The 26,232-nt window shown below is 35.8% G+C and carries 23 protein-coding genes; 8 read left to right on the top strand and 15 right to left on the bottom strand.

The window, feature by feature from the left end; translation table 11 throughout:
* Positions 1 to 20 precede the first annotated feature (20 nt).
* The 7 genes from rseP to rimO form a co-directional block, all read right to left on the bottom strand.
* On the bottom strand, positions 21 to 1,376 hold the full coding sequence (rseP, locus tag MZO21_RS07220; RefSeq protein ID WP_154772925.1) for an RIP metalloprotease RseP: 1,356 nt from the start codon (positions 1,374 to 1,376) through the stop codon (positions 21 to 23).
* 12 nt (positions 1,377 to 1,388) lie between these two features.
* The gene (gene ispC / locus MZO21_RS07225; RefSeq protein ID WP_248102651.1) at positions 1,389 to 2,579 is read right to left on the bottom strand and encodes a 1-deoxy-D-xylulose-5-phosphate reductoisomerase; all 1,191 of its coding nucleotides are present in this window, start codon (positions 2,577 to 2,579) and stop codon (positions 1,389 to 1,391) included.
* Positions 2,580 to 3,404: a phosphatidate cytidylyltransferase gene (locus tag MZO21_RS07230; protein ID WP_248102654.1), complete on the bottom strand. Its 825-nt coding sequence runs from the start codon at positions 3,402 to 3,404 to the stop codon at positions 2,580 to 2,582.
* 3 nt (positions 3,405 to 3,407) lie between these two features.
* Complete coding sequence (gene uppS, locus MZO21_RS07235) at positions 3,408 to 4,160, bottom strand: polyprenyl diphosphate synthase (RefSeq protein WP_248102657.1); 753 nt, start codon at positions 4,158 to 4,160, stop codon at positions 3,408 to 3,410.
* A gap of 4 nt (positions 4,161 to 4,164) precedes the next feature.
* Positions 4,165 to 4,719: a ribosome recycling factor gene (frr, locus tag MZO21_RS07240; RefSeq protein ID WP_154772929.1), complete on the bottom strand. Its 555-nt coding sequence runs from the start codon at positions 4,717 to 4,719 to the stop codon at positions 4,165 to 4,167.
* Positions 4,720 to 4,798: 79 nt separating this feature from the next.
* The gene (pyrH, locus tag MZO21_RS07245; RefSeq protein WP_154772943.1) at positions 4,799 to 5,527 is read right to left on the bottom strand and encodes a UMP kinase; all 729 of its coding nucleotides are present in this window, start codon (positions 5,525 to 5,527) and stop codon (positions 4,799 to 4,801) included.
* A 48-nt stretch (positions 5,528 to 5,575) separates the two neighbouring features.
* Entirely contained in the window at positions 5,576 to 6,919 is a 1,344-nt protein-coding gene (gene rimO, locus MZO21_RS07250; RefSeq protein ID WP_154772930.1) for a 30S ribosomal protein S12 methylthiotransferase RimO, read from the bottom strand.
* Positions 6,920 to 7,267: 348 nt separating this feature from the next.
* Here rimO and glnL point away from each other — a divergent pair, with 348 nt between their 5' ends.
* Both glnL and glnG read left to right on the top strand, forming a co-directional pair.
* Positions 7,268 to 8,377, top strand: coding sequence for a nitrogen regulation protein NR(II) (gene glnL, locus MZO21_RS07255; RefSeq protein ID WP_154772931.1), 1,110 nt, complete (start codon positions 7,268 to 7,270; stop codon positions 8,375 to 8,377).
* Entirely contained in the window at positions 8,364 to 9,845 is a 1,482-nt protein-coding gene (glnG, locus tag MZO21_RS07260; protein WP_154772932.1) for a nitrogen regulation protein NR(I), read from the top strand. Before glnL ends, glnG begins: the two co-directional genes overlap by 14 nt.
* 76 nt (positions 9,846 to 9,921) lie before the next feature.
* Here the strand turns inward: glnG and MZO21_RS07265 are convergent, their stop codons facing one another.
* From MZO21_RS07265 to MZO21_RS07275, 3 genes are all read right to left on the bottom strand, one after another.
* On the bottom strand, positions 9,922 to 10,251 hold the full coding sequence (locus tag MZO21_RS07265) for a hypothetical protein (RefSeq protein WP_154772933.1): 330 nt from the start codon (positions 10,249 to 10,251) through the stop codon (positions 9,922 to 9,924).
* A 56-nt stretch (positions 10,252 to 10,307) separates the two neighbouring features.
* The gene (locus MZO21_RS07270; protein WP_248102660.1) at positions 10,308 to 10,916 is read right to left on the bottom strand and encodes a carbonic anhydrase; all 609 of its coding nucleotides are present in this window, start codon (positions 10,914 to 10,916) and stop codon (positions 10,308 to 10,310) included.
* A 182-nt stretch (positions 10,917 to 11,098) separates the two neighbouring features.
* Positions 11,099 to 12,189, bottom strand: a protein-coding gene (locus tag MZO21_RS07275) for an IS4-like element ISAba1 family transposase (protein WP_085940648.1) whose coding sequence is annotated in 2 segments (ribosomal slippage) — positions 11,099 to 11,649 and positions 11,649 to 12,189 — 1,092 coding nt in all. Because the reading frame shifts where the segments join, the coding sequence is not laid out codon by codon here.
* 141 nt (positions 12,190 to 12,330) lie between these two features.
* On the opposite strand from MZO21_RS07275, the gene MZO21_RS07280 reads away from it, so the two are divergent.
* Positions 12,331 to 13,230, top strand: coding sequence for a LysR substrate-binding domain-containing protein (locus MZO21_RS07280; RefSeq protein WP_154772935.1), 900 nt, complete (start codon positions 12,331 to 12,333; stop codon positions 13,228 to 13,230).
* Between the two features lie 85 nt (positions 13,231 to 13,315).
* Here MZO21_RS07280 and map read toward each other — a convergent pair whose 3' ends face one another.
* Positions 13,316 to 14,110, bottom strand: a complete 795-nt coding sequence (gene map, locus MZO21_RS07285; protein WP_248104161.1) for a type I methionyl aminopeptidase — start codon at positions 14,108 to 14,110, stop codon at positions 13,316 to 13,318.
* Between the two features lie 343 nt (positions 14,111 to 14,453).
* Between map and brnQ the strand changes: the two genes are divergently transcribed.
* From brnQ to MZO21_RS07305, 4 genes are all read left to right on the top strand, one after another.
* Positions 14,454 to 15,746: a branched-chain amino acid transport system II carrier protein gene (gene brnQ / locus MZO21_RS07290; protein ID WP_248104163.1), complete on the top strand. Its 1,293-nt coding sequence runs from the start codon at positions 14,454 to 14,456 to the stop codon at positions 15,744 to 15,746.
* 378 nt (positions 15,747 to 16,124) lie between these two features.
* Positions 16,125 to 16,364, top strand: a complete 240-nt coding sequence (locus MZO21_RS07295) for a hypothetical protein (RefSeq protein ID WP_154772938.1) — start codon at positions 16,125 to 16,127, stop codon at positions 16,362 to 16,364.
* Between the two features lie 188 nt (positions 16,365 to 16,552).
* Positions 16,553 to 17,425, top strand: coding sequence for an alpha/beta hydrolase family protein (locus MZO21_RS07300; RefSeq protein ID WP_248104165.1), 873 nt, complete (start codon positions 16,553 to 16,555; stop codon positions 17,423 to 17,425).
* A 120-nt stretch (positions 17,426 to 17,545) separates the two neighbouring features.
* Positions 17,546 to 18,850: an IS4 family transposase gene (locus tag MZO21_RS07305; protein ID WP_248104251.1), complete on the top strand. Its 1,305-nt coding sequence runs from the start codon at positions 17,546 to 17,548 to the stop codon at positions 18,848 to 18,850.
* Positions 18,851 to 18,895: 45 nt separating this feature from the next.
* Here the strand turns inward: MZO21_RS07305 and MZO21_RS07310 are convergent, their stop codons facing one another.
* Positions 18,896 to 20,419: a TerC family protein gene (locus MZO21_RS07310; protein WP_154772822.1), complete on the bottom strand. Its 1,524-nt coding sequence runs from the start codon at positions 20,417 to 20,419 to the stop codon at positions 18,896 to 18,898.
* Positions 20,420 to 20,833: 414 nt separating this feature from the next.
* Between MZO21_RS07310 and MZO21_RS07315 the strand changes: the two genes are divergently transcribed.
* Complete coding sequence (locus MZO21_RS07315; protein ID WP_154772821.1) at positions 20,834 to 21,298, top strand: MarR family winged helix-turn-helix transcriptional regulator; 465 nt, start codon at positions 20,834 to 20,836, stop codon at positions 21,296 to 21,298.
* Between the two features lie 124 nt (positions 21,299 to 21,422).
* On the opposite strand, the gene MZO21_RS07320 is transcribed toward MZO21_RS07315, so the two are convergent.
* The 3 genes from MZO21_RS07320 to MZO21_RS07330 all read right to left on the bottom strand — a co-directional run bounded on the left by MZO21_RS07320 (position 21,423) and on the right by MZO21_RS07330 (position 26,177).
* Positions 21,423 to 23,585, bottom strand: coding sequence for a malate synthase G (locus tag MZO21_RS07320; RefSeq protein ID WP_154772820.1), 2,163 nt, complete (start codon positions 23,583 to 23,585; stop codon positions 21,423 to 21,425).
* A gap of 378 nt (positions 23,586 to 23,963) precedes the next feature.
* Complete coding sequence (gene zapE, locus MZO21_RS07325) at positions 23,964 to 25,085, bottom strand: cell division protein ZapE (protein ID WP_154772819.1); 1,122 nt, start codon at positions 25,083 to 25,085, stop codon at positions 23,964 to 23,966.
* 87 nt (positions 25,086 to 25,172) lie between these two features.
* Positions 25,173 to 26,177 carry an AraC family transcriptional regulator gene (locus MZO21_RS07330; protein WP_154772818.1) on the bottom strand — a complete coding sequence of 335 codons (1,005 nt, stop codon included), beginning with the start codon at positions 26,175 to 26,177 and terminating at the stop codon, positions 25,173 to 25,175.
* Positions 26,178 to 26,232: the final 55 nt, after the last annotated feature.

Genomic DNA, 26,232 nt, shown 5'->3' on the forward strand with positions numbered 1-26,232 from the left:
TAATTTATATCATCTACGTTTTATAAACGCATAAAGTCGTTAAATAACGCCAAGAGCATCATGCTCCCTAGCAATACCATACCAATTTTCAAACCAACTATTTGTATTTGTTCAGAAACCGGTTTTCCACGGATTAGTTCTATAAAATAATAAACTAAATGTCCACCATCAAGCATAGGAATTGGTAATAAATTTAATATACCAAGGCTTACACTCATAAGTGCCATAAATGAAATGAACGTTTGCCACCCCATTTCAGCACTCTGTCCAGCAACTTTCGCAATGGTAATTGGACCAGATAAGTTATCTAAACCAATTAAACCACGAACCATTTTAACAATCGAGTTTAAAATCATCCCTGAAATCTGACCTGTTTTATCAACAGCCATGGTCAGCGCTTCTATAGGCGAATATTGAATCGTTTGTTTATATTCAGCAGGTACTGTAACCTTTCCTGGATCACTTTGTACACCAAGCACACCAGAAAAATTCCCCATGTTATCCCGTTTACCCTGAGGCATTACCTCAAGTTGTACCAATTTATTCTGTCTTAATACATCAATTTTTAGTAATTTTTCTGGTGATGCTTGTACAACTCGCACAACATCAAACCAATCATTCATTTTTACGCTATCAATTGCAACAATCTTGTCGCCAACTTTCATACCTTGACGAATTGCAGCACCATCATCACTCAATTTCGTAATAACCGCCGCAATATGTGGGCGATATGGTGTAAAGCCCAAAGCATCTAACGGCGATTGACTTTGATCTTTTAAAAAATGCTCAATTGGAAGTTTGAAATTCTGAACTTGTCCTGCACGCTCTGCATCGATACTAATAACACCCGTTTCACCTACACGATCAACAAGTGCAAAGTTAAGTTTCTCCCATGAAGAAACCGATATACCATCAATTGCAGTAATTTTATCACCCACTTGCATTTGTACTGTTGCAGCAGGTGAATTTGGTACAACACTACCAACTCGAGTATTTAACTGTTCTTGAGATGGAAGAAATAAAATCCAAAATAAAACAACAGCAAAAGCTAAATTAATAAGCGGTCCAGCAGCAACAATTGCAATTCTTTTCCATGGACTTTGTCTATTAAAAGCTTTAGGCAAATCTTCTTCTGCAACATTACCCTCGCGCTCATCTAACATTTTGACGTAGCCACCTAAAGGCAATGCAGATAATTGGTATTGAATACCCGATTTTTTAGATGTCCACTTTAGAAGTGTTGGGCCAAAACCAATTGAGTAAACTAGAACTTTAACGCCTAACTTTCGTGCGACAAAATAATGACCAAATTCATGAATCGCAATTAAAGGTCCAAGTAATAAAATGGCTGCAATAATGATAAAAATAACACTCATTTTACTACCCCGTTAATGACCAATTACAAACTGCTCAGCAACTATACGAGCTTTTTGATCAATTTGTAAAATTGTTTCAATTGATTCTGCTGGCGCATTTGCAATGCTATTTAATGTCCGATCTACAATTTGATGTATTTCAGTAAATTTTATTTTATTTTTCAAAAATGCAGCCACAGCTATCTCATTTGCTGCATTTAAAATAGTGGGGGCAAGACCACCAACCTTCATCGCTTGTCTTGCCAAATTTAGCGCAGGAAAACGACTTATATCTGGTTCTTGAAAATTCAACTGATTATTCACAAATAAATTCAGTGGTGGCACATGTGTCTGAATACGCTCTGGCCATGCTAAAGCATGAGCAATAGGCGTACACATATCAGGATTACCCATTTGTGCCAAAGTTGAACCATCCACATACTGAACCAATGAATGAATAATACTTTGTGGATGAATTACAACTGTAACAAATTGTTCTTCTATCGCAAATAAATGACATGCTTCAATAAGCTCCAACCCTTTATTCATTAAGGTTGCAGAATCTACAGATATTTTTTGCCCCATAGACCAATTTGGATGCTTACATGCTTGTGCAGGTGTTACCGCTTCTAACTGTTCAATTGTATGATTTAAAAAAGGTCCACCTGAAGCGGTGAGTAGAATTTGAGAAACCCCCTGCTTGGGTTTTCCATTACGCTCAGCTTGCAAATAGTTTGGCGGTAAACTTTGAAAAATAGCATTGTGTTCAGAATCCACAGGTAAAAGTAAAGCATTAGATTCACGTGCTGTTTGCATCATGATATCACCCGACATCACCAATGCTTCTTTATTTGCAAGCAACACACGCTTACCTGCTTTTACAGCAGCTAAAGTTGGCATTAAACCTGCAGCGCCAACAATTGCAGCCATCACTACATCTACAGATGAATGTTCCGCAACAGCAACTAGACCCGCTTCATCTGCTAAAATTTCAATATGATTTAGCTTTTGAGCATTTAATTTTTGTTTTAATTCATCAACTTTTTGCGAAGGTACAACCACAACTTTTGGACTAAACTGTTTGCATATTTGAACAAGTTCATCAATTCGGCTGTACGCTGTAACAGCAAAAACTGAATATTGATCTGGATGCTGTTCGAGTATTTTTAACGTACTTTGACCAATTGAACCTGTAACACCTAATATACAAACAGTTTGAGACATTTATAAATCTACGCCAATAAGTTTTAAAACATACATACCTACTGCAAATACTGGTGCAGCAGCAAGTAAAGAGTCAATACGATCTAACACACCACCATGACCCGGTAAAATTCGACCTGAATCTTTAATACCTGCTCGGCGTTTAATCATAGACTCTAACAAATCACCCAATACCGAACTAAATACAGTAATGATTGAAAGAATTAAAAATAGAATGTGTTGTGCAATCGTCAAATCTAAATAAACTGCTTCAACCACAATAATAATTACAGCTGAAACAAATACACCACCAAATAAACCTTCAATAGATTTATTTGGACTAACATGCGGTGCAAGTTTACGCTTACCTAATTTACGCCCTACAAAATATGCACCACTATCTGCACCCCATACCAATAAGAAGAGGTACATGAGCCACCAAGGTGAGCTATCCCATACCGAGAAAATTGCGGTAACTGCAGCAGAAATGAGTACAAAACCAATAAAATTTAATGAAAAATTATACCAGCCATCATACTCAGGATAAGACTTCACCCAATAAATGCTTAATATCCAAATAAAAATTGATGCTATCCATAGCAACAGTGCAATTTCACTGTAGTAGAGAGCAAGAGTCGAAAGTGCTGCTGTAACAATACCAAAGCCCCAAGCAAGTGGTTTAATTACATTTACTGAGCGCTTTGGCATAAGCTTAAACCACTCATACCCAGCAACCCCAGCAGCAACAATCATCAGCATAAGCATTGGATAGTGTGATTGCGTTGCAAACATACAACTCAAAACCACAGCAACCAAAACTAATGCGGTAATAATCCGCTCTAACATGTATTAATTCTCAATATTCTTTTGTTTAACTTGCTCTGATGTTTTACCAAAACGACGTTCACGACTTACAAATTCAGCAATCGCGAGATCAAACTCTTCGACAGTAAATTCAGGCCATAATGTTTTGGTGAAATACAATTCAGCATATGCTGCTTGCCACAATAAGAAATTAGATAAACGATAATCACCGCCTGTGCGAATGAGTAAATCCACCGCAGGCAAATCACTTAAACTCACATACTGACCAAATAGGTCTGCATCAATGTCATTTATTTTTAATTTTTCATTTTGAACATCTAAGGCAATCTGCTTTGCAGCTTGCGCCATATCCCACATACCACCATAACTAATCGCAATAGTTAAAGTCATACTGTCGAACTTAGCAGTCCTTTCTTCAGCTTGCAACATAAGGTCACGCAATTTTGGAGATAAACGAGAGCGATCTCCTATAAAACGTAATGCAATGTTGAATTCCTCCATCCGAGGTATTTGCTCAAGAATTGTGTCTTCCAACAACTGCATGAGTAAATCCACCTCAAATTGAGGACGGTTCCAATTTTCACTCGAAAAAGCAAAAACGGTGAGTGCCTTAATATTTCTTTTACGGCAATGCTCAACAATTGGGTCTAGGACATTTTTACCTTCACGGTGTCCACTACCTGTATCCAATTGATTTTTTTTTGCAAAACGATTGTTGCCGTCCATAATGACGGCAACATGTTTCGGAAGATATAAACAGTCTTCAACTAGGGTCATTTAATTAGACCTTCATTAATTCTGCTTCTTTCGCAGCTAAGCGTGAATCTACTTCTGCTACGAATTTATCTGTCATTTTTTGAACGTCATCACCCGCACGGCGCTCATCATCTTCAGAAATTTCTTTTTCTTTCAACAATGCTTTTACATCACCCAAAATATCACGACGAATGTTACGTAGAGCAACTTTTGCATGTTCAGCTTCTGCACGTGCAACTTTCTGCATGTCTTTACGTGTTTCTGCAGTTAATGCTGGAAGTGGTACACGAATCGCATCTGCTGTAATTGGGTTTAAGCCCAAGTCAGATTCACGGATTGCTTTATCAATTGCTGAAACCATTGTACGTTCAAATGGTTGAACCAATAATGTACGTGAATCTTCCACACCCACATTAGCAACTTGGTTCAAAGGTACGTCTGAACCATAATAAGGCACCATTACACCATTTAGAATTGATGGATGCGCGCGACCTGTACGCACTTTAGCGAAACCTTGTTCTAAAGACTCAAGCGTCTTATGCATGCGTTGTTCGCCGTCTTTTTTAAGATCGTTAATCATATGATCTTCCTTACTAAATTCTTCAAAGATGTAATTTAAAAATAGCTTGTAGTATAAAGAGCTTTCAGGCTCACGTACATTAGTTAGTAACGTGAGTACCTTCTTTTTCGCCCATTACAACCGAGAGTAGAGAACCAGATTTATTCATATCGAACACTTGAAGTGGTACATTATGATCACGACATAAGCAAATTGCTGTTAAATCCATCACACCTAGTTTCTCATCTAACACTTGGTCAAATGTTAAAGCGTCGTATTTAACTGCATCTTCGTATTTACTTGGATCTTTGTTATATACGCCATCAACTTTTGTCGCTTTCAAGATTAAATTGGCTTCAATCTCAATACCACGTAAACATGCAGCTGTATCTGTTGTAAAGAACGGATTACCCGTACCCGCAACAAATACACATACTTCGCCTTGTGTTAAATGACGAATTGCATCACGGCTTGAATACTGTTCAACAACAGCACCAATTGGCAAAGCAGACATTAAACGTGTTTTGATGTTACGGCGTACCAATGCATCACGTAATGCTAAACCATTCATTACAGTTGCAAGCATACCCATTTGATCGCCAGTTACACGACCAACTAAACCATCTTTTTGCAATTGGCTACCACGGTATAAATTACCACCACCAACAACAATACCAACTTGCACACCTAAACCAACCAAGTGAGCAATTGATAATGACATTTGATCGAGCACTTGTGCATCGATACCCATATCTTTATTACCAGCAAGTGCTTCACCTGATAGCTTTAATAAGATACGTTCATAACGTGGTTTTTTTGAATCCAACATCATAAAAAGCTCCAATTCTCTACAAACTATTTTTTATATATTTAACTTTTAAGCAGATTTGACGCGAATCAATTTAGCAAACAAATCGTATTCGTCTGCATCTGTAATTTCGACTTCAAGTAAATCACCTGCTTTGATTTGTGATTTGTCGATATCTTCAACGAACACATTACCATCAATTTCAGGTGCATCGGCATAAGAACGCGCGACAGCAACTGGGAATTCTTCTTCCAAATCATCTACAAGTACAGTCATAGTTTGACCAATACGTTTTTGAAGTTTAGCTGCTGAAATTTCTTGCTGAACTTGCATGAAACGCTCATAACGCTCTTGTTTGATTTCTTCAGGCACGTGATCTGGTAAGTCGTTTGCCGTTGCACCTTCTACAGGTGAATAGGTAAAGCACCCCACTCGATCTAATTGTGCTACTTTCAACCAATCCAATAACATTTGGAAATCTTCTTCAGTTTCACCTGGGAAGCCCACAACAAATGTTGAACGAAGAACAAGATCAGGGCATTTTTCACGCCAAACTTTTAAACGATCTAAAGTATTTTCACTATGAGCAGGTCGCTTCATAAGCTTCAATATTTTTGGACTTGCATGTTGGAATGGAATATCCAAGTAAGGCAAAATTTTACCTTGTGCCATTAAATCAATAACAGCATCTACGTGTGGATATGGGTATACATAATGTAAACGAACCCAAATACCCAACCGACCTAAAGCTTCACACATGTCGAAGAATTTAGTCTTAACAGGCTGACCATTCCAGAAATCTAGTTTGTATTTAGTATCTAAACCATAAGCTGAAGTATCTTGGGAGATAACTAATACTTCTTTTACACCTGCATTTTTCAATGCTTGTGCTTCGCTTAATACAGAACCAACAGGACGAGAAACCAAATCACCACGCATACTTGGAATAATACAGAACGTACAACGATGGTTGCAGCCTTCTGAAATTTTCAAATAAGCATAATGTTTTGGCGTAAGACGAATACCTTGCTCTGGAACTAAATCAATAAATGGATTGTGTTTTGGTGGCTCAGGCACATATTCGTGCACAGCTTCCATCACTTCTTGATATGCCGCCGCACCTGTCACTTTCAATACATTTGGATGCATTTGGCGAATTTTGTCTTCGTCTTTACCTAAACAGCCCGTCACAATAACACGACCATTTGCGCTCATGGCTTCGCCAATTGCGTCTAAAGACTCTTGTACTGCAGATTCAATAAAACCACAGGTATTTACAACAACTAAATCCGCACCGTCATAATCTGACGCTACATCATAACCTTCAGTCTTCAACTGAGTTAAAATTCGTTCGGAATCTACCAATGCCTTAGGACAACCTAAAGAAACAAAACCGACTTTGGGGGATTTCATGAATCTGCGCTCCACTAGAATGCGCATATTGTATGTCTTTTCTAAAGAGAAAAATAGTTATAAAGCCTACTCTTTACATGTCGCACCAAAATACAGCCATAAAAATAAGCATATAACGACACATGCACCATAATTGTGCAACCACTATTTACATTAGTTTCTCTATCCGCTATATCTCTTTAGATTAGAACAATTTCAGGGCAATTTTGCTTTTATAGCAACAAATTATGCCCTTTTTGAATAAGTTGGCGCAGATGTTGCAATCATTTGGCTCAACTTATGTTCTTTATTCAAAATTATTGCTTTACGAAGATGCTTATGCGTTATTCAAATAGGATTTTATAACAAATGGATCAAGACTCAACGATCGACTATCGTTTGTTGGTAGACAACTTGGCAACAGCCATTCTACTTGTCGACAGTAATCTTAATATTTTTTATCTCAATTCATCTTGCGAAGCTTTGTTTGATATTAGTTTATTGCGTGCGGTGGGTCAGCCTGTTCTGAATTTATTGCATGTTCCTAGCGATGAGTTTAATACAGAAGAAGCTTTAAATAACTCAATGCGTACAGGGCAACCTTATACACGTCGTGAAGCAACAATTAGTGTGAATTTCAAAGATATTCATGTCGATTATTCTGTATCTCAACTAAATTACGCAAAAAGTTATCATCCTTTGCTTTTAATTGAGTTAAACCCAATTGATCGAATGTTAAAAATTTCAAAAGAAGAAAACTTAATTCAGCAACATCAAGTGGCACGTCAGCTTATACGTGGTGTTGCACATGAAATTAAAAATCCGCTTGCAGGAATTCGCGGTGCGACTCAATTATTGGCGCGCAGTTTAAACGATCCACAATACGCAGAATTTACTGACATTATTATTAATGAAGTTGATCGTTTACGTACACTTGCAGATAGCATGTTAGGTTCGCGTCTTTTACCAAGTTATGAACTTACAAATGTACATGAGCCTTTAGAACGTGTTCGCTCGCTTATTGCCAATCAAACCAAAAAGAAAATTAAAATTACACGTGATTACGACCTTTCATTACCTGAAGTATTTGCAGATCGAGATCAACTGATTCAGGTCATGCTGAATATTGGCGCAAATGCGGTACAAGCAATCACAGAAAATAAAGAGTTCTTTGTCGATCATCAGCCTGAACTTATTTTTAGAACAAGAATTCAACGCTTAGTTACGATCAACAGCGTATTAAACAGATCTGCTGTTCGTATTGACATTGAAGATAACGGGCCTGGTGTACCTGAAGATATTTTAGAATCTGTGTTTTATCCATTAGTTACAGGACGTGCTAAAGGTACAGGTCTTGGTTTAAGTATTGCGCAAAACATAATGCACCAACATAACGGAATGATTGAATGCCAATCAGTTCCTGGAAAAACAATTTTTAGCTTATATTTACCTTGGGAGTCGAATCATGTCGCGAAATAAAATATGGGTAATTGATGACGATCGCGCCATGCGCTGGGTACTAGAAAAAACATTTAGAGAAGAAGGTTTCGATGTTACCAGTTTCGAAGAAGCTCAATCGGCTTTAGATCAACTCACATTAGAAGCACCTGATGTCATTTTAACTGACATACGTATGCCGGGTATTGACGGTCTTACTTTCTTAGGAAAAGTAAAAGCAAACTTCCCCGACCTTCCTGTCATTATTATGACGGCGCATTCAGATTTAGAGTCTGCTGTTTCAAGCTATCAAACGGGTGCTTTTGAATATCTTCCAAAACCTTTTGATATTGATGAAGCTTTGGCTTTAGTCAATCGTGCAATTTTGCATATTACTAAATTACAGCAACAAGAATCTGCAAAAACAGCTCCACCTATTCAGTCCACTGAAATTATTGGTGAATCTCCTGCAATGCAGGAAGTTTTCCGAGCGATTGGTCGTTTATCTCAGTCTCACATTACGGTTTTAATTAATGGTGAATCTGGAACAGGTAAAGAGCTTGTGGCACATGCGCTTCATCGCCACTCTCCACGTAGTAGCAAGCCATTTATTGCTTTAAACATGGCGGCTATTCCAAAAGACCTCATTGAAACTGAGTTATTTGGACATGAAAAAGGCGCATTTACAGGTGCAAATACACAACGTCAAGGTCGTTTCGAACAAGCTAATGGAGGCACACTATTTTTAGATGAAATTGGTGATATGCCATTTGAAACGCAAACACGTTTACTTCGTGTTTTAGCAGATGGTGAGTTCTACCGTGTAGGTGGACATATTCCTGTTAAAGTTGATGTTCGAATTGTTGCAGCAACACACCAAGACTTAGAAAAATTAGTGCATGATGGACGTTTCCGTGAAGACTTATATCACCGCCTAAATGTGATTCGCATTCACATTCCAAAACTTGCACATCGTAGTGAAGATATTCCAATGCTTGCACAACATTTTCTTGCTCGCGCAGGCAAAGAACTTGGTGTAAGCCCGAAAATCTTACGTCAAGAAACGCAAGAATATATTCAAAAACTACCTTGGCCGGGTAACGTTCGACAACTTGAAAATACCTGTCGTTGGTTAACTGTCATGATTACAGGTCGTGAAGTTTATCCTGAAGACTTACCTTCTGAACTTAAACAAATTCCATTAAGCAAAATACCTGAAGGTGAAATTCCTCCAAATATTGAACGCATCACCATTCATCATTGGGATGAATTACTTGGTCAATGGGCAGGACAAAAACTTCAAAATGGTGAAATGAAGATTTTAGACATTGCGATTCCAATGTTTGAACGCTCACTGATTAATGCCGCTCTACAACAAACACGTGGTCGTAAACGCCATGCCGCTGAACTTTTAGGTTGGGGGCGAAATACACTTACACGCAAACTAAAAGAATTGGGCATGGATACTGTAGATGATGAAGTTGAAGAAGAAATTGAAACACCTAATTAACTACAAAGTCTAAAAATAAAAAAGCTCCTTTATGGAGCTTTTTTATTACATTCTTTTAATACAGAATGACTAAAACTTAAACCTGAATAAAACCAACATATCGAGAAAGGTTTTGAGCGCCCAAATCACTTCGATAAATCAGATAATTTGGATAACTTGTTTGAGTTAATTCTTCAAACATATTGAGCTGATCATCATGTGCATGAATTTCATCAACACTACGTGACATACTTTGCTCAAACTCATCAGAAATATATTCAAAGCCTAAATCCATTGCAATAAACAATACATGTTCACACGGCTGAACATATTGCTCTTCAGACCAATCAACTACAGCATGCTGACAATGTGGACATACAATATTATCTATTGCAGTAATATCGGTTTGAATAAGTTGATAAGCCATTTTCGCCACAGTAGAAATTAATATATGCAATATTATAAAAGAATAAGCACAAAAACTTAATCAAAGAATTCTACAACAGCACTTTCCATATTAAATTTCGCTGCCACAATTTTTAAATCTCCGCTATCTACACGTTGCTTTAAGAATGAAGAATCTTCACATAATTCACTCACAATATTCACAGCATTTTCTTTAATTGCTAAAGTTGAAATTTCATCTAACGCTGCTGTTTTGTTATTTTCATAAACTTCAATAACAGTCGGTTTAATATCATCAACAATTTGCTGTAAATTTTCAGGTAAAACTTTATTCGGATCACGACATGCATTAATCGTTGATGCGATTGCACCACAATCACTGTGCCCCAATACAACCACAAGTGGAATATCATACTGCTTAACAGCATATTCAATACTGCCTATTTGCGAAGGCTTAGCAATATTCCCCGCCACACGAATCACAAAAATATCACCAATACCTTGTGAAAAAATCTGTTCTGGCAACACACGTGAATCTGCACAACTTAAAATTACAGCAATTGGCTTTTGATCAGCTTGCATAATCTGCTGAGCATCTTGAAAGCTTTGAACAGCAATAGTACCTGAACTAAATTTTCGGTTGCCCTCAATTAAAATTGCTAGTGTTTGATCTGCTGTGTAATGCATCTTAAATATCACAAATAAAGGAGAACAGGCATATTAATGAGTTATAAATCATGCAACAAATAAAACTATTTAAAACATACTAATTTAAAACATAATTTTTCAGTTTTATTACATTTAGCTTATTAATAAATCATTAAAAATTTAATAAATTTACTAATTTAAAACTCTGTACACGACAAATTTCACAGAACCCTTATCCTATCAGGATTCTGCTTTCTTAAAATTGCCAAAATTTCCTTAAACTCTTCTTTTTTCCCAAAACCAATTAAACGCTGAATCGCCATTTGAACATAGTCTAAACCATAGCGAAATAAACTCATTGAGAGTCGTCCATGCTTCTTTATTTTTATCGCTTTTTTTTGATTATGTTGCCATTCACCCGTTAAGTAACACCAACAGAAGCTTATAGCTAACACCGCAATCAATTTTTTCACTCGTCTAGGGTCTGTCAAGCGCGTATTTTCAAGATTAAACCCGCGTCCTTTGAGACAACTGAATAAGGTTTCAATTTCCCAGCGTAATGCATAATCCTGAATAGCATTGGCATTAAACTGAGGAGAAACGACGAGTAAAAGCTCTCCATTTTCTAACTGTAGTGCACTTATATATAGTTTCACCCGACCAACCAAAATCCGTCGTTTACGACATTCAATTTGACCAACTTTAAGATGGCGAAATAAATCACTAATTTTATGATTCTTTCCTAAATGATTGGTGACAATGAAGTTTTTTTAACACGAATGCAGAAGTTGATGTCTTGTTCAATTAACCATGTAAACCACTGCTCACCGATAAACTCTCTGTCTGCGAACACATTCACAATACGGTCTTTACCAAAAATGGCTATAAAGCGTTGAATCAAAGCAATACGCTCTTTCGTATCTGAATTTCCACGTTTATTAAGCAATGTCCAAAGGATAGGTATCGCTATTCCACGATAAACGATTGCGAGCATCAGGATATTAATATTTCGTTTTCCCCATTTCCAATTGGTTCTATCTAAAGTCAGTTGCACTTGGTCGAATGAAAACATATTGAAAATCAACTGAGAAATTTGACGATAATCAAAATACTGACCTGCAAAGAAGCGCTGCATACGTCGATAAAATGATTGTGGTAAACACTTGATGGGCAAGGCTTTAGATGCAGAAGAAAGATTACATGTTTGCTTTAAAATAATCACAAGCATGATGAGCGCAAAGCACTTTAAATGTGACTTGTTCCATTTTAGAGATTTGTTTAAGATAAGATATAACTCATTGAGATGTGTCATAGTATTCGTCGTTAGAAAACAATTATTGTGACATTATTTCAATGAGTTATCTATTTTTGTCGTGTACAGAGAATTTAAAATTGACTTTATAGAACAATAAAAATTTAATAGGCTTATTGTTGCATAAAGAGAATATTAAAAATGCTCACAGATTTAGATGATTTTTTTTGCTTTGCTATGGTCGTAGAACACGGTGGATTTAGCGCGGCTGAAAGAGCAACCGATATTCCAAAATCTAAACTAAGTCGCAGGGTTTACAATCTTGAAGAGCGTTTAGGTGTTCGTCTTATTCAACGAAGTTCACGGCATTTTGCTGTTACTGACATTGGCATGAATATTTATCGCCATGCTCAAGTCATGCTTAATGCAGCACAAGCAGCACACGACTTAGTTGACCATTTAAGCACTCAACCACGTGGTGTTATTAAAATTAGTGTTCCTGTCACTATCGCACAAAATGAAATGGCAAAAATCTTGCCAAATTTCCTCAAAAAGTATCCTGAAATTAAACTACAAATGATGGTAACAAACCGCAGAGTAGATATTGTAAATGAAGGATTTGATATTGCTTTACGCGTGCGCTCAAGTTTAGATGATGATCCTAGTTTAGTACTGCGTCGCTTCGCCAATATTGAACAACATTTATTTGCAACCCAAGCTTATTTAAATCAATTTGGGGAACTAAAAACACCTGAAGATTTAGCACAACATCAAATTTTAAGCATGGCTGATGAGCATGTAGATCAATACATTACCGTGCATAACAACCAAAATGAGCAAAAAAAAATTAAAGTAAACCCAACCATTATGGGTTCAGATTTACTCATGCTTGCACAGCTCACTAGTCAAAATTGTGGTGTCGCTTTATTGCCAGATACGATTGCAAATGACTATTTACAAAGCGGGAAACTTGTTCGTGTATTACCAGACTGGAAAGCTCAACATGGTATTTTCCATGCAGTTTATCCTTCTAAGCGTGGCTTGCTACCTGCTGTTCGTGTATTCATTGATTATTTAGTTGAACAATTAAGTAAACACTAAATCACTCAAGCTAATTTAAGAATCTAAGAAATAAAAAGCCCATAAATATCATGGGCTTTTTACATTACTATTATAATTTTATCTGTTAAATTTCAGGATACGAACCCACACCTTCAGGCCATGGCGTCAATAACTCAAAACCTGTCTCAGTCACAGCAACCATATGCTCCCATTGAGCAGACAATGATTTATCTTTGGTCACAACCGTCCAACCATCTTTAAGCTCTTTAATTCCTGCTTTACCCGCATTAATCATTGGCTCAATAGTAAAGACCATTCCTTTTTTAAGCACCATGCCCTGACCTGCTTTTCCATAATGCAGAACACTTGGCTGTTCATGATACGTTGTACCAATGCCATGCCCGCAATACTCACGCACAACCGTATAACCATCTCTATGCGCAACAGATTGAATTGCAAATCCAATATCACCTAAAGTTGCACCAGGTTTAACCGCATGAATACCTGCAACCATTGCTTCATAAGTGGTATCACATAATTTTTTAGCCGCAGGCGAAACATCACCCACATAATACATACGACTGGTATCGCCAAAGTAGCCATCTTTAATAATAGCAACATCAATATTAACAATATCACCATCTTGTAAAACTTTTGTTGAAGATGGAATACCATGACAAACGACTTCGTTTACAGAAATACAGGTTGTTTTTGTATAACCATAATAGCCCACGTTTGCAGGTGTGACTTGTAAGGTGTTTACAATAAAATCATTACAAATATCATCTAAATATTCAGTTGTGACACCAGGCTTTACGTATTCTCCTATCATCGCTAAAACTTGTGCAGCAAGCCTTCCAGAAATACGCAACTTTTCTATATCTTGCTCAGTTTTAATTTTAACAGCGGAAGCTCGCATTTCTTTATGTCCAAAATTATATAAATATTTATTATAAACCTTTTAAATAAGCATGTAAGGGCTCGCTCCATTTTACAAATACCTATCAAGGTTGATTTTTTGAACACTTAACCAATTTTTACAAAAAAATTAAATTATACTTATTTGTAATGTTTTTCTTAATTATATTCAAATGCACTTAATTAATACTTTAAAATCATAACTATAAATTGAATGATTTTTTATTTATAGTTTAATTTTAAATTTCACATATTCAAAATACCCATATACCGTCATTTTTCGATTAGAAAATAAGACTTTATTGCTCTAAAATCGCCATTTTTCTTAAAAACCTATCTCTTCCATGACGAATTTACGTACACGGGATATTATTGCTTTAGGTTTTATGACTTTTGCACTATTTATCGGTGCAGGCAATATTATCTTTCCACCTATTGTGGCTCAACAAGCTGGTGAACACGTTTGGTTAGCTGCTTTTGGTTTCTTAATCACTGCTGTTGGCTTACCTGTTATTACAATTATTGCTTTATCTCGTGTAGAAGGCTCAATTCAAAAACTAAGCTCACCGCTTGGTAAAGTAGCAAGTTTAATTCTGACAATTTCTTGTTATCTTGCTGTTGGACCATTATTTGCTACACCACGTACTGCAACAGTTTCATATGAAATTGGCTTCTCTTCTTATTTTGGTACAAGCGCTTCAAGCCTACTAATTTACAGTGCAATTTATTTTTCACTCGTAACGCTTGTTTCGCTATACCCAAATAAAATTTTAGATACGATTGGTTATTTCTTATCACCATTAAAAATCTTATCTTTAGCTATTTTAGGTATTGCTGCATGCTTTATTCCAACAGGTAGCATTTCTCCTGCAATTGGTAACTATGTAAATAGCCCAGTTTCGGAAGGTTTTGTAAATGGTTACTTAACCATGGATACTTTGGGCGCATTGGTGTTTGGTATTGTGATTATTAATGCAATCCGTTCACGTGGTGTAACTGATGCAAAACTAACTACTCGCTACGCTATTATTGCCAGCTTAATTTCTGCTATTGGCTTAACATTAGTTTATTTAAGCTTATTTAAACTAGGCTTAGGTAGTCATGATGTTGCTGCAAATGCTGCCAATGGCGCGGTAATTTTACATGCTTATGTACAACACGCATTTGGTGACTTTGGTTCAATTTTCCTAAGTGGCATGATCTTTATTGCATGTATGGTAACTGCAATTGGCCTTACCTGTGCTTGTGCTGAATACTTCTCACAAATTACCAAACTTAGCTACAAAAAATGGGTATTCCTTTTAGTTGGCTTCTCTTTTGTTATTTCAAACCTTGGTTTAACAAAATTAATTGCTTTCTCTGTACCTGTATTAAGTGCAATTTATCCACCTGCTATTGTGGTTATTCTTCTTGGATTCTGCTGGAAGTTCTTCAACAATCCATCACGCGTAATTACACCAGTAACAGCAGTAGCTTTAGTTTTCGGTATTGTTGATGGTTTAAAAGTTGCCGGATTAGAAAAATTCCTTCCTGACGCTATTACACATTTACCTTTAAGCGCACAAAACCTAGCATGGCTAATTCCATCGTTATGTGTATTGGTTATTTGTATTGTGATCGACAAAGTTAAAAAATAAGCAATTTTAACTCTTGTTCTAAAAATGGTGTTTTACCCAAATACTATTTTTCATGTAACCAATAATTGTCTCGTTTTACCCAAACAGGCATTTATTGTTTATAGATCACAATCCAAATCATCCATTAAAGCCAAAAACCAATACTTTAATCTAATAGATATGGCTAAATTTTAAGCTTAGATTTATAAATATATAGTTGATTATGTGTACTTATTGAATAAAAAGTGAGTTTTTATTGTCATTTTACAATTTAATAGATATTTATTGTTTAAATAGCACGATCAACCATTGAAATAGCTTGAAATACAGCGTACAACTAATAACTAAATAACCAATTAGAATACTATGAATTAATTAAAACCCGAAGGAGGGATAGAGATGTTATCGCTACACTTCAATAAAGAAGTTTTCACTAATACTATGAAAACCAAGCATATAGTGACTTATGTAAGCACAACTTTAGCTATTATGATTATGCTCACTATTTATGGTTTTATTCAAGGTAACCTAAAACCAGAACTCTTTGTTTATGCTTTTGTTATGTCAATTGCTTTTGCAATTTGGAATCTTGTCGATCACCAATGCCGTAAAACTGAAAAATATAAAGCTTTAGACTAGAAGGTGGATGCTAGACATCCATCTTCAAAGTCAGAATAAAAATAAGAACTCACTCAACATAAAAAATCATATCTCTTTTAATTTTAAAAAAATCTAATTATTGACCTCGTGGTCAAAAATATCACTGAATATCTTTATAGAATTTCTGTACATTACTTATAATTCATAACATTCAATGATGACTTCTTATGAGCACATGTGAAAATATTCAAATAGAATGCAAAGATCGTTATATTTTATCGGGACAGTTTTACTCTTCCCAAAAAAACACAAATCACAAATACCCTATTCTTATTTGCCCTGCTACAGGTATCACAAAAGGCTTTTATCATTCCTTTGCACAATGGTTAAGCGAACAAGGCTATAACGTGCTTAGTTTTGACTTTAGAGGTATTGGAGATTCTCTTCACGGTCGAATTCAAGATTCAAAAGCAAGTATTGTGCAATGGGGACAATTAGATATTCCTGCTGCAATTGAAACACTTTTAGCTAAAACCAAATCGAGCAAAGTTATTATTTTAGGACATAGTGCGGGCGGGCAACTTTTGGGTATTACGCCAAACTATGAAAAAGTTGCTAAAGTTGTTGCTGTGGCAGGCTCTACAGGACATATAAAAGGCTTAAAAGGACGTACAAAAATTCTTGCACCTATTATGTTTAAAGGCATTTTTCCTTTAGCAAGATTTACACTTGGTTATGGCCCAACCAATATGATTGGCATGGGTGAAAACTTACCTAGAGATGTTGCAAAACAATGGGCACAATTTTGTAGCAAACCTGGATATATTCTTAATGCGATTGGAAACTCAGTCAATATTACAGATAATTTTCATGAAAAAATCACAACACCCATTACAGCAATTTGGGCTTCAGATGATGAAATTGCAACTGAAGAAAATGTTAAAGATCTCCTTCGCTTATACCCAAATAGCCAAACCAATTTAATTAGACTCAATCCTCAAACATATAATCATAAAGCGATTGGTCACATGCTCATGTTTAAAAGATCACATCAAAATTTATGGTCAATTATTGAAAATGAGCTAAACATAAATGAATAAGTAAACTTTTTTCTTATCTTTTTACATACAAAAAAGCCCCACTTATGTGTAATGCCAGTCAGTTAAGCAAAAAAAGTTAAAATGCTGTAAAAAGAGCGTATGTAAATACGCTCTTTTTTTATGAATTTATCTCAGAATCTAGATTTAACATTAAAACAAACCCTACCTTCACTTTCACAATTCAGTGAATTGATTGATTTAAACTGGATTGAAGATTGCTTAAACCAAACAGGTAAAGCATCAATTCGAAAAAGAAAACTGCCTGCTGAACATGTTGTTTGGCTGGTGATCGGACTTGCTCTATTTCGAAATCAGCCGATTTGGTATGTGGTTCAACAATTGCAACTTGTTTTCGGTACGGCAGAATACTGTGTACCGAGTGCATCCGTACAAGCAAGACAGCGCTTAGGATTAGAACCCATGAGTGCTTTATTTTCGACATTAAGTCAGGCATGGTTTAAAGACTCACAACAACAATATAGCAACTTTCACGGTCTATGCGTTTGTGCTGTAGATGGTGTGGTTTGGTCTATGCCTCATACAGAAGAAAACTTTAAGCACTTTGGTTCATCCAAAGGCAAAACAGCAGCTGCCCCTTACCCACAAGTCAGAGCGACTTGCCTAGTGAATACCAATACACATGAAATGATTGATGCCCAAATTGGCAGTATGGATCAAGGTGAATTAACCTTAGCCAGTCAATTAAAAGCACCAGTTCGCAGTATTACCCTATTTGATCGTGCTTACTTCTCTGCTGATTTTTTAGTGAGTTGGCAATCTCAGGCAGAAGAGAGTCATTGGTTGATGCGAGCAAAGGACAACCTGCGTTATGAAGTGATTCATCATAATGCGGCCCATGACTTTCAGATCAAAATGCCTGTTTCAGCAAGAGCAAAAAAGATAAATCCGTCATTGGGTGACTATTGGGAAGCACGTTTAATTGAAGTTGAATATGCAGGGAAAATAAGATGTTACATTACATCATTAACAGATTCTAAAGTTTATCCATTCAAAGACCTTGCAATGCTTTATATCCAGCGTTGGGAAATAGAAATGTGTTATCGGGAAATTAAAAGTGATTTACAGGATGCAAGGATTTTAAGAAGCAAACAACCTGATTTGGTCTATCAAGAATTGTGGGGGGTATTTATTGCATATAATATCTTAAGAAGACAGATGAGGTTTATCGCTGAACATGCAAAGGTGAGTCCTTTAAGGATCAGTTTCCATATTGCATCCATGAGTATTATCAATATCTTAAGGCACACACCTTTAGAATCAGCAGGAAACCTACCCAAACATTTAGCGCAATTATTTGAACAATCTAAAATATTTGTATTACCTGAAAAAAGGCAAAGGCAATGTCCGCGAGTAGTGAAAATTAAAGCACAAAAATATCCAAGAAAATGCCAGTCAATTTCTTAACTGACTGGCATTACCACTTATGTGAGGCTTTTTTTCAATTTCTTATTAGTGACGAATAATCACGGTCTTAATTCGATTCGAATCCATTTCAGTAACTTCAAAGTGAATACCTTGGTATTTCAACTCTGTACCTACCTCAACTTCACCGTCAACCTTTTCAAGAATTAAGCCAGCAACACTAATGTAGCCCGCATCTTCTTCAACAAGATCCAACATTCCCAACTCAAGTTCAAGTTGGTAAACATCTAGCATACCACTTGCCTTCCAAGTCGTATCATCCAACTTCACTAAATCAAGTTGTTCATCGGCATCTGGGAATTCACCCGCAATCGCTTCAAAAACATCAAGTGGAGATACTAAACCTTGTACAACACCAAACTCATCACTTACAAGAACCAATGAACCTTTTGATGTACGTAAAGTATTAATTGCATCAATCACTTTCATTTTTTCAAAAATGTAGATTGGACGATGACGTTTAATCAAGTCTTTTAACTGCTCTTGATCATCCACAACATCTAGCAATTCTTTCGCACGAACAACACTGAGAACCTTATCTAAACTACCGCGACAAACTGGGAATAAGCTATGTGGCACAGATAGAATTTTTTCACGAATTTCTTCTGGACTATCATCTAAATTCACCCAAGAAATTTGACTTCTTGGCGTCATAATAGAAGCAACAGAACGCTCAGCAAGTGTTAATACACCACCAATCATATAACGCTCTTCGTCTGCAAAAGTATCTTTCGCTTCACTTACCTGACCATCAGCATCTTGAGTTGCAACTTGTCCACCCATCAATTTTAAAATTGAATCTGCTGTACGATGACGCAGTGGGATTTTAGACTCATGCTTAACAACATTTCGCTTAGAGAACTGGTTGAATGCTTCAATTAAAATAGCAACACCAATACCTGAGTAAATGTATCCTTTAGGAATATGGAAGCCAAAACCTTCAGCAATTAAGCTAATACCAATAAGTAAAAGGAAGCTTAAACAAAGAATAACAACTGTAGGATGTCTGTTTACAAATAATGTAAGTGGCTTAGATGCAATTAACATCACGATAACCGCAATTGTAACAGCTGCCATCATTACATAGATATTATCTACCATACCAATAGCAGTAATTACAGAATCGAGTGAGAAAACAGCATCAAGCACAACAATTTGCGCAACAACCATACCAAAACCAGCATAAACCACTTCTGACGTTGACTTAACTTCTAGTTTACCTTCAATTTTTTCATGTAATTCTGTGACAGCTTTGTACACCAAGAATAATCCACCAAACAACAGAATTAAATCTCGCCCTGAGAAGGACAAGTCTGCAAATTCCACAATTGGTTTTGTTAAGGTAACGAGCCATGCAATAACAGAAAGAAGCCCCAAGCGCATAATTAACGCTAAAGAAAGACCAATAATACGCGCTTTATCACGTTGTTCTGGTGGAAGTTTTTCTGCCAAAATAGCAATAAAAACTAAATTATCAATACCAAGAACGATTTCCAAAATTATTAGAGTTATTAAACCAACCCAAATTCCCGGATCTAATAGAAACTCCATTAGCAAATTACTCCGGTATGGTTAGCTGGAAATTGCATATTAAGACCTGCGCACTGCGAGGGATCCATGTTTTTAAACCTTTTCAACGATAATTAACTCTATTATGCATAAAGTTTGATATTTGTAATTTATTTTTTTTAATATTTTGTAAATCATTGATACTTTAAGAGATAAGAACTAACCTTATGATTAAATATTTAGTAATAAAGAAAGTAAAAAATAACACTTTCACCACAAATTAAAATATATTTTTTTTCAGCGAAAACATGCATTAAATTCAACACACTAATATATAAGGTTATTTGTTAATTATATATTTTAATAAACTATTGCAAAAGGTGAGAAATTTCACATAAAATATTAAATGTTCAGATATTAAAAACTACAAAACAATTCAAATATAAAGGCAACATCATGAGCAAAAAATATTCAAAATTTTTACCATCATCAGAAGATTTTACAATAGAACAATTTCCATATTATTGGATCGCACAGGTTTACTCTAAACAAGTAAATCAAGTGGATCATGCATTAAAAAAGTATGGTTTAGATAACTCACGTCGTCGTATTCTAATGGCTTTAAAATCTAATCCTAATGCAAGTGTTTCTGATCTTTCAGATATGGTTGTATCTAAAATGTCGACAACAACTAAAATTGTTTATCGTTTAAAAGATGAAGGTTTAGTACATACTTATTCATGTGAAGATGATGCTCGTATCACTCGTGTAATTCTTACAGAAAAAGGGATTGAAATGACCGATAAAATTAACGACTTAACATCTGTTGTTTTAGAGCAATCATTTGATGGATTAACACCACTACAAATTGAAAAGATGATGGAATGTTTACGCCATATTTTTAAAAACTTATCTCGCTAATTTTAAAATTAATTACAATTGTTAATTAAATCTCCTTAATTTCAAATAATTTCTAAAACTTGACTTTAGTATATCTCGAACATAAAAAAGCCTCTTACGAGGCTTTTTTATCTATCAAATGAAATTAATCACCTGTGTAACCTTTTAACTTTAAACGCGCTGCATGTAAAAGTGGCTCTGTGTAACCAGATGGTTGCTCCCCGCCCTCAAACACTAAATCATACGCAGCTTGGTAGGCATAACCATTAAAGTTTGGCGCCATTGGTGTATATAGTGGATCATTCGCATTTTGCTCATCCACAATTTTAGCCATACGTTGCATTACTTCTTCAACCTGCTCTTTCGTAACCACACCGTGACGCAACCAGTTTGCTACATGCTGTGAAGAAATACGTAAAGTTGCACGGTCTTCCATTAAACCAACGTTGTTGATGTCTGGAACTTTAGAACAACCTACGCCTAAATCTACCCAGCGAACCACATAACCTAAAATACCTTGAAGATTGTTTTCAAGTTCTTTTGTTTTTTCTTCCGCAGTCCAGTTTGTATTGGTAGCCAATGGTGGCGTTAACAAATCATCTAAAGAAAGTGCTTCTGTTTCTAGCAATTCTTTTTGACGTTCAGAAACATTACATTGATGGTAGTGAATTGCGTGAATTACAGCACCAGATGGTGATGGAACCCATGCACAGCTTGCACCCGCTTCAGGATGTTCAATTTTAGTATTGTACATATCTAAAAGCATATCTGGTTTTGGCCACATGCCTTTACCAATTTGTGCTTTACCACTTAAACCAGCCTGAAGACCAATCATTACGTTACGATTTTCGTAAGCTGGGAACCAAGTTTGAGCTTTAACTTCTGTCTTACGAACAAATGGACCAGCTTCCATAAAGGTATGAATTTCATCACCTGTACGATCCATAAAACCTGTATTAATAAAGATCGTACGATCTTTTGCAGCAGCAATACAGTTTTTCAAGTTTACAGATGTACGACGCTCTTCATCCATAATACCGATTTTTAATGTTTTAGCAGGTAAACCAAGTGCTTGCTCTGAACGCTCGAATAATTCAACCGCGAACGCAACTTCTTCTGGACCATGCATTTTTGGCTTAACGATATACATAGAACCTTTACGTGAGTTTCTATTTTCGTTTTCGCCTTTAATATCTGCAAAAGTTAATAATGGAGTAATTAACGCATCCATAATACCTTCGTAGATTTCAGCACCATCTACAAGAATCGCAGGGTTTGTCATTAAATGACCAACATTACGAAGAAGCATTAATGAGCGACCATGAAGCTTCGTTACACCACCGCTTAAATCTGTATAAGTACGATCTTTATTTAGTGTACGTGTAACTGTTTTGCCGTTCTTTTCAATAGATTCAGACAAAGTACCTTTCATTAAGCCTAACCAGTTACGGTAGCCTTCTACTTTCTCTTCCGCATCGACAGCTGCAATAGAATCTTCTAAATCTTGAATTGTTGTTACCGCAGCTTCAAGAACAAGATCTTTTACGCCAGCAGCATCTGCTTGACCAATTGGGCTTGTTGCATCAACTTCAACAATTACATGCAAACCATTATTCAATAGAATAATTTCTTTTGGTGCAGATGCATCACCATTAAAGCCAACAAACTGAGCTTCGTTTGCTAAAGTTGTTGTTGAGCCATCTTTTAACGATACAGCTAATTTTTTACCATCAACAGCATATTGAGTCACATCTGCATGTGAGCCAGTTGCTAATGGGAAAGTTTCATTTAAGAAGTTTTTAGCGAAAGCGATAACTTTCTCGCCACGAACAGGGTTATAGCCTTTACCTTTTTCCGCACCACCATCTTCTGGAATTACGTCAAAACCGTAAAGTGCATCGTATAAAGAACCCCAACGTGCATTTGCTGCATTTAAGCAGTAGCGTGCATTACGCACAGGTACAACAAGTTGTGAACCTGCTAAAACTGCAATTTCTTCATCTACATTTTCAGTTGTAATTTGAAAATCTTCTACTTCTGGTAATAAGTAGCCAATTTCAGTTAAGAAAGCTTTGTAAGCTCCTAATTCAAATTTGTTATTACGGTGCCATTCATCAATTTTAGCTTGAATGTCATCGCGCTTTGCAAGCAATGCTTTATTTTTAGGACTTAGATCAACGACAACTTGTTCAAAGTTTTTCCAGTAAGTTTCACTGTTTAAACCAGAACCTGGTAATGCTTCATTTTCGATAAAATCGTAGAGTTCTTTAGCAATTGCTAACTTGCCTTTTTGAATACGTGCAGTCATTGTCTTTCCTGATATTGCTACTTTTTATACAAGAGTTTCTAGTATACCCATTTATACTTTAGTGAATAGCATTATCACATTGCGAAATAATCATCATTTATTATCAAATAGATACCTTTATTTTAAATAAATTACTTGATTAAAAATGCAACAATATTATTCTCCTGAATACTCTTTTATAATGTATAAATTTTCTTTATGACGAAATTAGACTTAAGTTCAGATTTTTGTTTTAAAACTATACAAAGTCTAGGGTTCATTAAACTAAATGAACAAAGATTAAGCCATGAATAACCATTCTTGTCGACCACTTCAACAAAAATATACAATAAAAAAGCATCCAGATTGGATGCTTTTTTAATCTACTTTTAATATATCTTAAAGCTGCTTATGTGCAGTATTTAGGTACTCATCTGATTGCATTTCTAATAAACGTGAACGCGTGCGTTCAATTTCAAAGGCTAATTTTTCACCATTATATAAATCAATAATAGAATCTTCAGACGTTAAGATGAGTTTTACACCACGATCATAGAATTCATCAACCAAATAAATGAAGCGTCGCGTTCCTTCAGACAATACATCATTCAAATGCGGAACATTACTTACTAGAACAGTATTGTAGACATTCGCAATTTCAATAAAATCGGCTGGGCTACGTGGTTTCAAGCAAAGTTCAGAGTATTCACACCACAATACATCTTCAGTATGACTAATTGTTTCAACTGTACGGCTATTAATAATAATTGGTTCTTGCGACTGAGCTTGTGTTTGCGTTAAGGCAGAGAAACGCTGAGCCATCCATAAATTATGTTCATGTGTTAATGGTGATTTAAACAATTGAGCCTGTTTCAATACGCGTAAACGATAATCCACCCCTGCATCCACATTCAAAATAACGCAGTTTATTTTTACCAATTCAATTGTTGGAATAAAACGATCTCGATGGATACCATTTTTGTATAAGCCATCTGGTGCAATATTTGATGTCGCAATTAAGGTAACACCGCGCGCGAATAATTTTTGGAACAAATCGCTTAGAATCATTGCATCCGTAACGTTTGATACAAAAAATTCATCGAAACAAATCACCACAGCATCTTTATAAATTTGGTCTGCAACCAAGTCCAATGGGTTTCTTTGCCCTGAAAGCTTATTTAGCTCTTTATGAACATGTTGCATAAAATGGTGAAAATGCATGCGTGTTTTTCTACGAAATGGAACAGAATCGTAGAATTGATCCATTAGCCATGTTTTACCACGTCCTACACCACCCCACATATACACACCTTTAGGTGGTACTTGTTTTCTAAAGCGACGAAATGCTTTTTTAGATGCTTTATAACGTTGGATTAATTCCTGCCAAACTCGATCTAACTCATGCACAGCTTGAGCTTGAGCTTCATCAGGCATAAATTGCCCAGATGATATTGCTTTGGCATATCGTTCTGCGGGTGACATTGGATTAAATGCTGTATTTGTTGAGTTTAAATCTGACATATTTTTCAAGGCTAATTTGGGGGCTGATGGATTATAACGAAGATTCTCATGTATTTTATATAACACTTTTGCATAAATTTACTTAGGCTATTTATATTGCCGTGGGCTGTAACCAAACCATCTTTTAAAAGCATGATTAAATGCCGCAGGTTCAGAATAACCAAGTAAATGTGCAATTGTTTCAATCGAATATTCCTGATACTCAATTAACGTAAGTGCTTTTTGTTTAATGACATCTTCACGAATTTGTTTATAACTTGTTTGCATTTGGCATAACTGATGACGCAAAGTACGTTCAGGTATTTTTAATGCTTTAGAGGTTTCAGCCATGCTTGGTATTGTACCCTGCTGAAGCTCTAAATAGTCTTTAACACGTTGTATAAGCGATGGATTATTATCAACTTCCCTTAAACGCATCAATTCATTTTCACATTTTTGTTCATATGCCTTGAATGAAATAGGATCGGCAGACATAATTTTCTTATGCAGTATCTCTCGATCGAAATAGAACATCGCCTGTTCAGAATTAAAGGCTATCTCATCTCCAAACACATCTGTATACATTTGCTTTAATTCAGGATTTTCTGGAAAATTAAATGGCAAACTGACCTGAATTGAAGGCAACTCTACATCCATTATATTAAATAAATCCAAAATAAAACGATAAGTACCTGAAACTTCACAATGTGCTAAGAAACAACCTAACTGTGTATCCAAATTTAAAGGCTTAAGGCGTAAAGCAATCTTATTTTCAAAATACTGAACATCTAAATGTCCATTTAAATGCGTTAAGCGACTATATTCCACACCTTTTTCAAGCACTTTTTCAATATTGTCACTCGCAACAAGTAACATAAGCAAAGGACCATGACCCGCCAAGGAATATTGTTGACCTATAATTAAACCTTGCTCAGGTGCAATCCCCTCACCCAATGCAGCTAAAACACTTTGCTCCAAACTTGGATGAATGATTGAACTTGGATCTAACGCCTTTTCATTTAAACCAATTCTTTCTAGTTTTTGGTCGACATTAATCCCTGCTTTACGCATTCCCTGGATTAAATACAACAAACTAAGAATTGATCTTTTCATGTAAAAACAAAATTAGGGCTTTTGTATTTTTTACTCTATTTCCTTTATCTTTCAT

It is taken from the genome of Acinetobacter portensis (assembly GCF_023158935.1).
In the GTDB taxonomy this organism is placed as follows: Bacteria; Pseudomonadota; Gammaproteobacteria; order Pseudomonadales; family Moraxellaceae; genus Acinetobacter; species Acinetobacter faecalis.